General features: G+C 63.9%; 12 protein-coding genes and 1 riboswitch. Of the genes, 5 read left to right on the top strand and 7 right to left on the bottom strand.

Annotated elements, in window-relative coordinates; genetic code table 11:
• Nucleotides 1–35 precede the first annotated feature (35 nt).
• The 5 genes from D6Z43_RS12625 to D6Z43_RS12605 form a co-directional block, all read right to left on the bottom strand.
• Entirely contained in the window at nt 36–671 is a 636-nt protein-coding gene (locus D6Z43_RS12625; RefSeq protein ID WP_120652535.1) for an urea amidolyase associated protein UAAP2, read from the bottom strand.
• An 11-nt stretch (nt 672–682) separates the two neighbouring features.
• Complete coding sequence (locus D6Z43_RS12620) at nt 683–1,411, bottom strand: urea amidolyase associated protein UAAP1 (RefSeq protein ID WP_120652534.1); 729 nt, start codon at nt 1,409–1,411, stop codon at nt 683–685.
• 14 nt (nt 1,412–1,425) lie between these two features.
• Nucleotides 1,426–2,223 carry an ABC transporter ATP-binding protein gene (locus D6Z43_RS12615; RefSeq protein WP_120652533.1) on the bottom strand — a complete coding sequence of 266 codons (798 nt, stop codon included), beginning with the start codon at nt 2,221–2,223 and terminating at the stop codon, nt 1,426–1,428.
• Nucleotides 2,220–3,035, bottom strand: coding sequence for an ABC transporter permease (locus tag D6Z43_RS12610; RefSeq protein WP_120652532.1), 816 nt, complete (start codon nt 3,033–3,035; stop codon nt 2,220–2,222). The genes D6Z43_RS12615 and D6Z43_RS12610 overlap by 4 nt, the downstream gene beginning before the upstream one ends.
• A 107-nt stretch (nt 3,036–3,142) precedes the next feature.
• Complete coding sequence (locus D6Z43_RS12605; protein WP_120652531.1) at nt 3,143–4,210, bottom strand: putative urea ABC transporter substrate-binding protein; 1,068 nt, start codon at nt 4,208–4,210, stop codon at nt 3,143–3,145.
• Between the two features lie 64 nt (nt 4,211–4,274).
• A riboswitch (guanidine-I (ykkC/yxkD leader) is annotated at nt 4,275–4,374 on the bottom strand.
• A 307-nt stretch (nt 4,375–4,681) separates the two neighbouring features.
• On the opposite strand from D6Z43_RS12605, the gene D6Z43_RS12600 reads away from it, so the two are divergent.
• Entirely contained in the window at nt 4,682–5,230 is a 549-nt protein-coding gene (locus D6Z43_RS12600) for a hypothetical protein (protein WP_120652530.1), read from the top strand.
• On the opposite strand, the gene D6Z43_RS12595 is transcribed toward D6Z43_RS12600, so the two are convergent.
• The gene (locus tag D6Z43_RS12595; RefSeq protein WP_120652529.1) at nt 5,227–6,129 is read right to left on the bottom strand and encodes a LysR family transcriptional regulator; all 903 of its coding nucleotides are present in this window, start codon (nt 6,127–6,129) and stop codon (nt 5,227–5,229) included. The two genes, D6Z43_RS12600 and D6Z43_RS12595, sit on opposite strands and share 4 nt — an antisense overlap.
• Nucleotides 6,130–6,227: 98 nt before the next feature.
• Between D6Z43_RS12595 and D6Z43_RS12590 the strand changes: the two genes are divergently transcribed.
• From D6Z43_RS12590 to lapD, 4 genes are all read left to right on the top strand, one after another.
• Entirely contained in the window at nt 6,228–8,015 is a 1,788-nt protein-coding gene (locus D6Z43_RS12590) for an alkyl/aryl-sulfatase (protein WP_120652528.1), read from the top strand.
• Between the two features lie 84 nt (nt 8,016–8,099).
• Nucleotides 8,100–8,345, top strand: a complete 246-nt coding sequence (locus D6Z43_RS12585; protein ID WP_120655251.1) for a DUF1145 domain-containing protein — start codon at nt 8,100–8,102, stop codon at nt 8,343–8,345.
• A gap of 207 nt (nt 8,346–8,552) precedes the next feature.
• Nucleotides 8,553–9,212 carry a cysteine protease LapG gene (gene lapG, locus D6Z43_RS12580; protein WP_174235582.1) on the top strand — a complete coding sequence of 220 codons (660 nt, stop codon included), beginning with the start codon at nt 8,553–8,555 and terminating at the stop codon, nt 9,210–9,212.
• A gap of 8 nt (nt 9,213–9,220) precedes the next feature.
• A complete protein-coding gene (gene lapD / locus D6Z43_RS12575; RefSeq protein ID WP_120652527.1) occupies nt 9,221–11,170 on the top strand; it encodes a cyclic di-GMP receptor LapD in 1,950 nt (649 codons plus the stop codon).
• Nucleotides 11,171–11,432: 262 nt separating this feature from the next.
• Here the strand turns inward: lapD and D6Z43_RS12570 are convergent, their stop codons facing one another.
• Nucleotides 11,433–11,783 carry a tryptophan synthase subunit beta gene (locus D6Z43_RS12570; RefSeq protein WP_120652526.1) on the bottom strand — a complete coding sequence of 117 codons (351 nt, stop codon included), beginning with the start codon at nt 11,781–11,783 and terminating at the stop codon, nt 11,433–11,435.
• Nucleotides 11,784–11,843: the final 60 nt, after the last annotated feature.

Raw genomic sequence — 11,843 nt, 5'->3', positions numbered from 1 at the left:
CTGGCAGATCAGGAACAGCCAGGCGCGCAGGCGTTTCAGTCCCATACCAGCACCTCGGCGGGAGTGGGGTTGTAGGCGTTGCAGGGGTTGTTCAGCTGAGGGCAGTTGGAGATCAGCACGATGATGTCCATGTGCGCCTTGAGCTCGACGTACTTGCCAGCGGCGGAGATGCCGTCCTCGAAGGTCAGGCCGCCTTCCGGGGTGACCGGTACGTTCATGAAGAAGTTGATGTTGGCGCTGATGTCGCGCTTGGTGAGGCGGCCGTCGTGCAGGCTGGCGCGCAGGAAGTTATCGCGGCAGCTGTGCATGTAGCGCTTGTCCAGGGCGTAGCGCACGGTGTTGCTTTCCTGGGCGCAGGCGCCGCCGAGGGTGTCGTGGCGGCCGCAGGTGTCGGCGGTGAGAGTCAGCATCGGGTTGCCGAGGTTGGAATAGAGCACGCTGCCGGCGCTGAGGTAGACGCGGTTCTGCCTACGAAGGGTGCGCTGCACGTCGTAACGCTCGCGTGGGTTGCGTGCGCTGTAGAAGAGGGTGTCCACCGCCTGGTTGCCTTCCAGGTCCAGCAGGCGAACGGTCTGACCGGCCTTCACTTCGGTCATGAAGGGTTCGCCGGCGGCAATGACGGCGCGGTACACGGCAGCTTCGGAATGTTTTTCGCTGTGGGTCAGGTGCATGTCGGTGGCCCTCAGATGTACAGGCGTTCGGTGTTGTGGAAGCCGCGACCGTTCTCCGGGCGCGAGGTGCGGCAGAGCAGGGTGATGCCGTCGCTTTGTACTTGCTGCCAGGTGAGTTGCACCGGCTTGGGTGCATATTCCGGAGCAGGGTCCATGGGGTGCTGCAGGGCGGTGAGCACCACCAGCGTGTCCATGGGCGCGTAGAGCTCGATGTAGTCACCGGCCTTGGAGTTGCCCGGCTGGAAGTGGAAGCAGCCGTCGCTGTCCACGGTGACCTTGCTGAACAGATTCAGGCACATCAGCAGGTCCTGCAGGTTCAGGTCCCACTTGCCCATCTCCACCAGCAGGTTATCCACACCGTTACGGAAGAAACCGTTGCGCAACTCCTGGTAACGCCCGGCACCGTACTTTTCCTTCACTTCATCCGCGTTGAGCACGCCGCCGAAGCTGTCGTGCCAGCCGCAGGTGTCAGCGGTGATGGCGGCCAGTACCCGACCCATGTCGGAGTAGAGGCAGTGGCCGGCGGTGAGCTTGGCGGTGTGTTGGCACTTGAGGCTGTCCGGCAGGTTGAGGCGCTCGCTCTTCTCGGAGGCGTTGAGCAGCAACAGGCTGACGTTGGCGCCGCCTTCGATATCGGTGATGCGTAGTTGCTGGCCACGCTTGAGTACGAAGGAGGTGTGGCCGCCACCGGGGACGGTTTCTTCATAGAGGGTTGGGCTCAGGGCCAGGGATGCGGTCATGGGCAGGCTCCTTGTCAGTGGGCGATGGCGGGCTGCAGGGCGGCGGTGACTCGCTCCGGCAGGGCCTCGACCGCCGCGCGGGCGGCACGGCGGTCGCTGTTAAGGGGAATGTCGTAGGTCACGCGCGCGCCGAAGGCGTAGGGGGCGTGTGGGTCCTGGCGCACCTTGTCGAAAACCAGCAACCGGGTGCCCAGGCTGAAGCCTTCAGAGAGGTCGTGGGTGACCATGAATACGGTCAGCCGGGTTTCGTTCCAGAGTCCGAGCAACAGCTCCTGCATGTCCTTGCGGATGCCTGGGTCGAGGGCGCCGAAGGGCTCGTCCAGCAGCAGCACGCGGGGTTTCATGATCAGCGCCTGTGCTATGGCCAGGCGTTGTTGCATGCCGCCGGAAAGTTGGCTGGGGTACTTGTCCAAGGCATGACTCAGACCGACCTTGGCGAGGATCGCGGCGGCCTCCTCGCGGGCGGCGCGCTTGGCGCCGCCGAACAGCCGGCCGAGCAGGGGCGAGCGAGGCAGTTCCAGGCCGAGGGCGACGTTGTCCAGCACACTCAGGTGGGGGAACACCGAATAGCGCTGGAACACAACGCCGCGGCTGGCATCGGGCTCGGCGGCCAGCGGTTTACCGTCGAGCAGGATGCTGCCGCGGCTGGGCGTTTCCTGGCCCAGCAGCATGCGCAGGAAGGTGGATTTGCCGCAGCCGGAAGCGCCGACCAGGGTGCAGAACTCGCCTTCATTCACCGACAGGTCGAGGTTCTCCAGCACGACCTGGTCGTCGTACTCCTGCCAGACATTGCGGACGCTGATGAAACTCATGCCTTGGCTCCTTCGTACCAGGGGAAGGCCAGCCGGGTCAGCTGGCGCAGGCCCAGGTCCATCAGCCAGGCGAGGAAGGTGATCCACACCACGTAGGGGAGGATCACGTCCATGGCCAGGTAGCGGCGGACCAGGAAAATGCGGTAGCCCAGGCCATCGGTGGAGGCGATGGCTTCGGCGGCAATCAGGAACAGCCAGGCCGAGCCCAGCACCAGGCGCAGGGAGATGAGCAGGCGCGGCATCAGTTGCGGCAGCACCACCCGCAGGATCAGCGTCCAAGTGTTGGCACCGAGCGTCTGTGCCTTGATCAGCAGTTCACGGGGGATTTCCCGCGCGCGCTGCTCCAGGTCGCGGGCGATGCAGGGGGCCACGCCGATGACGATCAGCATCACCTTGGACAGCTCGCCCAGGCCGAAGACGATGAACAGGATCGGCAGGATCGCCAGTGGCGGAATCATCGACAGCACCGTCAACAGGGGCGACAAGGGGGCACCGAACAGCGGCAGGGTGCCGGCGGCGATGCCCAGTGCCAGGCCCAGCAGCGCGGCGATGGACAGCCCCAGCGCCAGGCGTTTCAGGCTTGAGGCGGAGTCCTTCCAGAACAGGTAGTCGCCGCTGCGCTTGTCTTCGGTGAACGCCAGGCGTTCCACGGCGTCGGCCATCTGTGCCGCGCTGGGGAGCAGCTTGTCGTTGGGATTCTCCGTCAGCCGGGCCGCCGAGCCTGTGAAGTAGGCGAACAGCAGCAGGGCGAACGGCAGCAGGACCAGGATCAGGCGTCCGGCGCGGTCCGGTTGGCGGTTGATCAGGCGCATGGCGGTTACTCGGTTCGGAGAGGCGGCGTAGGTTGGTCCGAGGTACGAGGTCCAACATTGCGGTGTTGGTCTTCGCTCAGCGCCAACCTACGGACGAGGACCGGAGGTCAGAGCTTGCCGTCGGCAGCCATCTGCACGTAGGTCGGGTCGAAGCGCAGTTTCACGTTGCCCTTGTCACCGGTGACCACGCCCTTGGCGAAGCTCATGCCGACGGCGCTGGCATCCTTGGCGCCTTCGCCCAGCAGGCCGTGGTGGAAACTGAAACTGGCCACCTTGTCCATGGTGGCCGGCAGTTTCGGGCTGGTGACGAAGGCCAGCGCATCGGCCGGGGTGTGGAACAGGCGGGTGGCGTCCAGTTGCGCCTGGTAACCGGCAAGGTCGGTACCGGAGGCCTTGGCCATGTGCTCCAGGGCAGCGGCACTTTCTGCATTACCGGCCTTCATCAGGGCGACGATCTCGAACCAGGCGCCGGTGAGTGCCTTGCCCAGGGCCGGGTTGTCCTTCAGGGTCTCGGTGTTCACCACCATCATGTCCATGATCTCGCCGGGCACCTTGCTGGAGTCGAACACCAGGCTGGTGTCGGGCTTGGCCTTGATGTCGGCGAGCATTGGGTTCCAGGTGGTCACGGCCTGGACCTCGGCGGTGTCGAAGGCGGCGGCGATGTCGGCGTCGGAGGTGTTCACCACTTGCACGTCTTTCTCGGAAAGGTCGGCGCGCTCCAGGGCGCGGGCCAGCAGGTAGTGGGACACGGACAATTCCACCAGGTTGATGGGCATGTCCTTGAGGTCGGCCAGGGTCTTGCCTTCGCCCTTCACCACGACGCCATCGTTGCCGTTGGAGAAGTCGCCGACGATCAGCGCGGTGCTATCCACGCCACCAGCGGCGGGAATGGTCAGGGCATCCATGTTGGTCATGGTGCAGCCGTCGAACTGGCCAGCTGTGTACTGGTTGATGGATTCGACGTAGTCGTTGAGCTGGGTGACCTTGATTTCGATGCCGTACTTCTTCGCCCACTTGTCGACGATGCCTTTGGTGGCGCCGTACTCCCAGGGCATCCAGCCGGCGTAGATGGTCCAGCAGACGTTGAAGCTGTCTTTCTGGGCGGCGGAGGTGTTGAAGCTGAGGGCGGCGGCGAGACCGGCAACGGCGAGGGCGAACAGACGAGACTTGCGCATGGAGGACCTCCAGTTCGGTTTAGGGCGGGCGGAGCTGCGCGGCACTTCCCTGTAAAGGGGCGCGTTCTCCCGGGCTTTTGTCCCGCCGTGTAACCTCGCTGGAGGTCGCCAGCTCTCGGACCAGTCATCCGCTTTCGCGGACCGGAACCCTAGCCAGCCATTGCATATTGTGGTGCCGCGAACCCGGTCGCCCGAGTAGCTCCTGCACGACATTGCCAAAGCGAAGGGCGTGCCAAGATTGCGCAACGCGTCTGGCACGGGGCTTATGGGAATTCGCGTGTCGTTCCAGGCCAGGCGGGGTGCCCGCTGATGGGGCGTGCGGCGTCAACTTGGTGCGCGGCAACAACTGGTAAAGGATTTTTCCGACAGGCAGCGCAGGCTGTTCTGTAGGACCGGTTGTCCAACGCAGTGGGAGCAATCCCAGGCGCCGACATCTGTCTGCGTCGCCCCTCGCGGTCGAAGGAGGCCGCCATGTCCTACCGATCATTCTTCCTTGCCGTACTGACCCTGACCCTGGGCGGCTGTGCCGTCTATGACTACGACAACGACTACTACGGTCGCCGCTACTACGGCGACGACGACTACCGTGTGCACCGTTACTACCACGACTCACCAAGGACGACATACCGCATCGTCGATCAGCGTTACGACGATGGTTACTACGAGCGCCGCTATTACGACCGCCGCAACTACGATGGCCGCAAGGACTACTACAAGTCCGACAAGCACCGTTACGACAAGCGCTATTACGACGACCGCAAGTACCGTAACGACCGGCGCTACTACCAGCAGCCCCGGGACAATTTCCAGGAACGTCGTCACGACTACACCCCGCGGCTGCAGACCTGGGGCCGCAATGACCGCCAGCCGGGCTATCGTCCGCCGACCAATCATCAGAACGACTATCGGCGGAACAATTACCGCCAGCAGTACCGGGTGCAGCCGGGCTACGAAGCACGCCCGCACAACAATCCCCGCTACAACAACCGCGGTAACTGGTCGATGGAGAACCGGCGCTAGCCGGAAGGAAAGCGGCTGTCCTCTTCCAGCAAGAGATCACGCATTGCCCGCGCAGCCGGAGACAGGCTGCGCGCGGCATGACTGACCACGCCGTAGGCCGATAGGGTCCTGGTGCTGGCAAGGGGCTCCAGCACGGCCAGTCGACCAGCCATCACGTCTTCGGCGACCACATCCCAAGGCGCCATGCTGACCACGTCGCTGTCGGCGACTACCGCCTTCAGCACCATGAAGTTGTCGCACTCGATGCCCAGCGGTTTTTCGTTGCCCGCGAGCTCGCCGATTGCCCGCGCCACTTCCATCGGCAGTTGCGTACCGGCCAGTGCATAGCGGGCCAGGTCGGTCAGCCGCACCTGATCCTGCTCGAGCAGTGGATGGTCGGGGCGGCAGAAAAGGGTGCCGGGATGGCGGCGCAGGGGAATGATGTCCAGCAGGGGATCGCCGTCGAGCTCGCGGATGTCGGCGACGAACATCTCGATGGCGTCATCCAGCAGTTGGCGGCGCAAGCGGTGCCAGTTTTCCAGGCTGAGCTGCACTCGCACCCCCGGATGCTGGCTGGCGAACCGTCCCAGGGCGCGTGGCACGAGGCGTGCGGCGGGGTAGGGGCCTGCACCCAGATGCAACTCGCCGCTGTCGAGGTTTTCCAGTTGGGCCACGGCGCTGTGCAGCGCACGGCTGCCGTCCAGCAGTCTTCGGGCATGCTCCAGCACCAATCGGCCATGGGCGGTCAGGCTGATCTGCCTTGGCCCTCGGTCCAGCAGGCTGCATCCCAGGTTCGCCTCCAGTGCCTGGATGCTACGGCTGAGTGCTGGCTGGCTGAGATTGACCGCTTCTGCCGCACGGGCGAAATGGCCGTATTCGGCAAGGGCAACGAAATGGCGAAGCTGTCGAAGGTCGTTCATGCGCGCTGTGCATCAATTATTGAAGAAGAATGCATTGGAATTATTAGCAGGCCCCTGCCAGCCTGTCTCGGCCTATAACAACAATCCCCGAGCGAACCATGCGCATCTCCACCCGATTCAGCGGCCTGCTCCTGGCTGCCGCACTGCCCCTGGGCGCCGACGCTGCACTGCCGGAAGAGTCCATTCAGCCCAGCATCAACGCCGAGCTGGCCGAGCACACCAGGCACTTCAACGAGAAGGTCTACAAGATCGCCGACAACGTGTACTCGGCGGTGGGCTGGAACCTGGCCAACAGCGTGATGATCGATGCTCCCGAAGGCCTGATCATCGTCGACACGGGCGAGTCGGCCGAGCAGTCGCGCAAGGTCCTGGCGGAGTTCCGCAAGATCAGCGAAAAGCCCATCAAGGCCATCGTCTATACCCACTTCCATCCCGACCACATCAACGGTGTGAAAGGCTTCGTCAGTGAAGAGCAGGTGAAGAGTGGTGAGGTGCAGATCTATGCCCAGGAAACCCTGCTGGAGAACGTGGTCACCCAGGGTGCGCTGGTCGGCCCCATTCTCGGTATGCGCTCGGGTTACAGCTTCGGTGCCGCTCTGCCGGACAGCGACAAGAAGGATATGAACGCCGGGCTCGGCCCGCTGGCACATGAGGGCAAATCCACCTTCATCGCGCCCACCATCACCTTCAAGGACAAGCTCGACACCACCATCGCCGGACTGCCGGTGCAGTTCCTCCACGTACCCAGCGAAGCACCGGACGAAATCGTGCTGTTCCTGCCGCAGAACCGCGTGCTGATCAGCGCCGAGGTGACGCAGGGACCGACCCTGCCGAACATCCATACCCTGCGTGGTACCAAGTTCCGCGATCCGGTGGTGTGGGTGAACAGCCTCGACAAACTGCGCGCCTACCAGGCCGACTTCATGGTTCCGCTGCACGGCCAGCCGGTGTCCGGCAAGGACAAGGTGGAAGAGGTGCTGCGTATGACCCGCGACGCCATCGCCTATGTCCATGACCAGACCGTGCGCTGGATGAACAAGGGCCTGACGCCCGACGAGCTGGTGGAGAAGGTCAAGCTGCCGCCTTACCTGGCGGGCTACACGCCCTACCTACGCGAGTACTACGGCACCGTGAAGCACAGCGTGCGGCAGATCTATCAGGGCTACCTGGGATGGTTCCAGGGCGACCCGGTGGACCTCGACCCGATTCCACCGGTGGAGAAGTCCAAGCGCCTGGTCGCCCTGATGGGTGGCCGCGAGAAGGTATTGATGGCGGCTGGCGAGGCCTATCTCAAGGGTGACTACCAATGGGCCGCCGAGCTGGCGAGCCACGCGATCCACATCGATCACGACGACCAACTGGCCCGCGAGATCAAGGCGCGCAGCTTCCGTCGCATGGGTTACGCCAGCATGAACATCAACTGGCGCAACTGGTACCTGATGAGCGCCATGGAACTGGAAGGCAAACTGGACGGCGACGCTGCACTTCAATTGTCCCAGGGCATGCGCAACGCCTTCCTGTCCGACGACATGCTGAAGAACCTGCCGGCGCGCATCTTCCTGCAGAACTGGGTGACCCGAATCGATCCGGAAAAGAGCGCCGACGTGAACCTAACCCTGGGCTTCGTGTTCCCCGACATCAAGGAAGAGTGGGCGCTGGAAGTGCGCCGTGGCGTAGCCGAGTTGCACAAAGGCATCCCCGAAGGCACCACGCTCAAGCTGACCTTCGACAAGACCTATCTCGATACCGTCATCAGCGGCCAGAACAGCCTGCTCAAAGGGGCCGTATTGGGGGATGTGAAGGTGGATGGCAACCTGATGGACATCAAGACCTTCCTCGGTTGCTTCGACTTCGAGGAAGCCCCCATCGCCCTCACTGTGCGTTGAGTGACCGCGCCAACCGAAAGTGCGGAGAGCCGCAAGGCACCAGGCGGCACACTGGCCGCCTGGTCCGCAAACTTCGGAGGCACCATGCACCTGTCATCCTTCCTCAAGGGCGCCCTGGCCATGTTCTGGCTGGTGGCGCTGCTCAATGTGATCTATCCCTTTGGCGAACCCTTGCACCGGCCATTGCTGCTGGCGGCGGGTCTGGTGCTGTTGGCCCACGTAGGCGAGGCGGCGCTGTTCAATCGCAAGCTGAAGGCACGTCCCTTCCCTTGGCTGGAACGGCTGCAGGTTCTGCTGTTCGGCTTCCTGCATCTGCGCGGTCTGCGCTGAATCCACCGACGAGGTTCGACAGGTAGGGTGCGCTGTGCGCACCCTACGCGCTGTCGTCTGCTGTGTAGCGGCAGAATGCCATTGTTTTTTTCAGGGCCAGCCCGCACCATTCGCGCCGTGTTCCATGGGGCCCCGATGGCCTCCTAGACGGGATGGTGGATGTTCCAAGGTTGCGTTCAGGCCTGGCGTACGCGCAGGGGGTGGCGGATGCCGGCCCTGGTCGCGGCGTTGCTCCCAGCGCTGCTGGCTGGAGCGTTGCGGGCGGACTGGGATTTCACCCTGATCAGCCAGCGTGCCGAATCCCTCTATGGCCCCCTCGGCCCCGGCAAGCAACGGATAGACGACTGGCAGGCCATGCTCGGGCGCCTCTCCGGCGTCGACGAGAAGAAGCAACTGGAAGAAGTGAACCGCTTCTTCAACGCCAAGCTGCGCTTTCGTGATGACCGCGAACTCTGGGGTGAAACCGATTACTGGGCGACGCCCGTGCAAGCCTTGCGTATAGGTGCCGGCGATTGCGAAGACTTCGCCATCGCCAAGTACTTCAGCCTGCGTCAACTCGGTGTGCCCAGCGAGAAGTTGCGTATCACCTACGTCAAGGCCCTGCGGCTGAACCAGGCGCACATGGTGCTGACCTATTACGCCACGCCCGATGCCATGCCGCTGGTGCTGGACAACCTGGTGGGCGTCATCCGTCCCGCCAGTCAACGCGCCGACTTGTTGCCGGTCTACGCCTTCAACGCCGAAGGCCTCTGGCTTGCCGGCAAAGGCAGCGGCAAGCAGGTGGGCGACGCCAAGCGCCTTTCGCGCTGGCAGGAATTGCTCAAGAAGATGAAGGCCGAAGGCTTCCCCGTAGAACCGGCCCGATAGGAGTCGAGATGTCTCTGTTCAAACAGTTGTTGATCGCCATCTGCCTGTTCCTGGTCGTCGCCTTCAGCGGCAGCTTCATGGTCGGCCTGGAGAGTTCGAGAGAGCAGTACGTCAACCAATTGCGCTCTCACGCCCAGGATGCGGCGACTGCCCTCGGCCTGTCGCTGACCCCGCATATAGACGACCCGGCGATGGTCGAACTGATGGTCAGCTCCATCTTCGACAGTGGCTATTACGAGAGCATCCGGGTGATTGACCTGGAAAGCGGCAAGGTCCTGGTGGAGCGTACCGGCGTGCCCGATGCCGTGGGCGCCCAGGTGCCGCAGTGGTTCGTCGACCTGATCGGCCTGCGCTCGGCTGGTGGCGACGCCATCGTCAGCCGTGGCTGGCAGCAGGCCGCACGGGTGGAAGTGCAGAGCCACCCTCTGTTCGCGCTGTCCCGGCTCTGGCAGAGCGCATTGGGCAGCCTCGGCTGGTTACTGGTTTGCGGGCTGGTCAGTGCCGGCCTCGGCGCCTTCCTCCTGCGCCGCCAGCTCAAACCGCTGGATTACATGGTCGAACAGTCCCACGCCATTTCGCGCCGCGAGTTCCTCAGCCTGCCGGAACTGCCGCGCACCCCTGAGTTGCGTCGCGTGGTACAGGCGATGAACCAGATGGTGGAGAAGCTCAAGGCACTGTTTCAGGAACAGGCCGAACGCAGCGAGCGCCTGCGCGACGAGGCCTATCGCGACAACCTCACCGGCCTGGCCAACCGCCGCTATTTCGAGATGCAGTTGCAGGCGCGCCTTAGCGCCGAGGACCACGCCAGTGCGGGTTACCTGTTCCTGTTGCGGGTGCATGACCTGGCCGGCCTGAACCAGCGTCTGGGTGGCCAGCGCACCGACCAGTTGCTGTTGGCGGTGGCCGAGCTGTTGACCCAGGTGGCGGCGGGGCAGGGCGCCGGCCGGTTGGTTGCGCGCAGTCGGGGCGGCGATTTCGCCCTGCTGTTGCCCGGTCTGGTGGCGGAAGAAGCCGAGCAGCTGGCGCAACGCCTGGATGCCGGGCTGGCCAATCTGGTGACCACGGGCTCGGCCGATGCGTTGCCCGTTGCCCATATGGGACTGGTGCCGTTCAACCCGGGTGAAGCGCTGTCCGACCTGCTGCGCCTGGCCGACGAAGCCCTGGCCAAGGCGGAAAGCCAGACCGACCGGACCTGGGCGACGCTGACCCAGGGCGAAGCGCCCAGCGTGGGTGATGAACGCCACGCCTGGCACCAGATGCTGGATCACGCCCTCAGCCAGCGGCAGCTGCAGCTCTATTTCCAACCAGTGGTGGACAGTCGTGATCGTGCGCGGGTGTTGCATTACAAGGTGTTGTCACGCCTGCGCGACGAGCACGGTGGGAACATTCCGGCCGGACGTTTCCTGCCCTGGCTGCAGCGCTTCGGCTGGATGGCGCGCCTCGATCTGCTGATGCTGGAGCTGGTGCTGCAGCAGATGGCCAGCCATGGCGAAACCCTGGCGCTCAACCTTTCCGGCGCATTGCTGCGCGAGCCACAGGCGCTGGACAAGGCCTTCGAGCTGCTGCGCAAGCACGCCCAACTGGGGCCGCGCCTGGTGCTGGAGCTGGGAGAGGATCAGCTGCCCGAGCAGGCCACGCTGGAGCAACTCACCCGACGCCTGCGCGAGCTGGGCTTCAGCCTCAGCCTGCAGCACTTCGGCGGCCGCTTCAGCATGATCGGCAACCTGGCCCGCCTGGGTCTGGCCTACCTGAAAGTGGACGGCAGCTACATTCGCGCCATCGACCTGGAAGCCGACAAGCGTCTGTTCATCGAGGCCATGCAGCGTGCAGCGCATAGCATCGACCTGCCGTTGATTGCCGAGCGCGTGGAAACCGAAGGGGAACTGGAGGTGTTGCGGGCGATGGGTATCCAGGGCGTGCAGGGTCAACTGTTCGGTGCGCCGGCGCCCTGGCGTTGACGGTGGGTTGAGTTCAGGAGGATGTTCGTCGGGTCGAATTCGAGCCTGGGGCGCTGCGTCCCCAGGACGTCATCTACAACCAGAATGCTCCGAGTGCCAGGATGAACCTGGCGTTTCCGTAGGAGCGAGCTTGCTCGCGAAAGGCCGGACTCAGGAGCTTCGCGAGCAAGACCGCTCCTACAAGAACGGTGCTGCGTGGAGCGTGCGGGGATTTCGCGAATGAATTCGCTCCCACGAAGAGCGGGTAGTCGTGCGGTCCGGCTCAGATCAGTCCGGAGCCCAGCTCGTCGTCTTCTTCGACGATCAGCCGAGAAATGCCGCCAAGGGCCTCACGCGCCTGGTTCCGGCTGAGCAGCTTGGATTGTGCGGCTGGTGGCAGGTCGGTGATGCGGATCACGCCCTTGGCCATCAGCACTGTGATCAGGTCGTCGAGTACCCGGATCATGTCCAGGTCGCTCTGTTTCAGCTGCAGCAGGCTGCTTTGCATTGCCAGGTTGGCGTACCAGGCCTGGATCTCCTGGTCGTCGGCCGGCAGGCTGCCGGTCATCTCATCGAATGCCGCGGCCTCGACGCGAACCAGGCTTCCTTCTTCGTCGCGCTGGATATAGAGCATGGCGAGTCTCCCTTCAGGAATGCCGCGAGCATGAGGGCAGATGCCCCCGGTCCGCAACCA

The sequence above is a fragment of the Pseudomonas sp. DY-1 genome, from assembly GCF_003626975.1.
Taxonomy (GTDB): Bacteria; Pseudomonadota; Gammaproteobacteria; order Pseudomonadales; family Pseudomonadaceae; genus Metapseudomonas.
This window is presented reverse-complemented; position numbering and strand designations above follow the sequence as displayed.

Coding starts and splice junctions, on each gene's coding strand:
- D6Z43_RS12625 (WP_120652535.1), bottom strand. CDS start 671: ATGCACCTGACCCACAGCGAAAAACATTCCGAAGCTGCCGTGTACCGC.
- D6Z43_RS12620 (WP_120652534.1), bottom strand. CDS start 1,411: ATGACCGCATCCCTGGCCCTGAGCCCAACCCTCTATGAAGAAACCGTC.
- D6Z43_RS12615 (WP_120652533.1), bottom strand. CDS start 2,223: ATGAGTTTCATCAGCGTCCGCAATGTCTGGCAGGAGTACGACGACCAG.
- D6Z43_RS12610 (WP_120652532.1), bottom strand. CDS start 3,035: ATGCGCCTGATCAACCGCCAACCGGACCGCGCCGGACGCCTGATCCTG.
- D6Z43_RS12605 (WP_120652531.1), bottom strand. CDS start 4,210: ATGCGCAAGTCTCGTCTGTTCGCCCTCGCCGTTGCCGGTCTCGCCGCC.
- D6Z43_RS12600 (WP_120652530.1), top strand. CDS start 4,682: ATGTCCTACCGATCATTCTTCCTTGCCGTACTGACCCTGACCCTGGGC.
- D6Z43_RS12595 (WP_120652529.1), bottom strand. CDS start 6,129: ATGAACGACCTTCGACAGCTTCGCCATTTCGTTGCCCTTGCCGAATAC.
- D6Z43_RS12590 (WP_120652528.1), top strand. CDS start 6,228: ATGCGCATCTCCACCCGATTCAGCGGCCTGCTCCTGGCTGCCGCACTG.
- D6Z43_RS12585 (WP_120655251.1), top strand. CDS start 8,100: ATGCACCTGTCATCCTTCCTCAAGGGCGCCCTGGCCATGTTCTGGCTG.
- lapG (WP_174235582.1), top strand. CDS start 8,553: ATGCCGGCCCTGGTCGCGGCGTTGCTCCCAGCGCTGCTGGCTGGAGCG.
- lapD (WP_120652527.1), top strand. CDS start 9,221: ATGTCTCTGTTCAAACAGTTGTTGATCGCCATCTGCCTGTTCCTGGTC.
- D6Z43_RS12570 (WP_120652526.1), bottom strand. CDS start 11,783: ATGCTCTATATCCAGCGCGACGAAGAAGGAAGCCTGGTTCGCGTCGAG.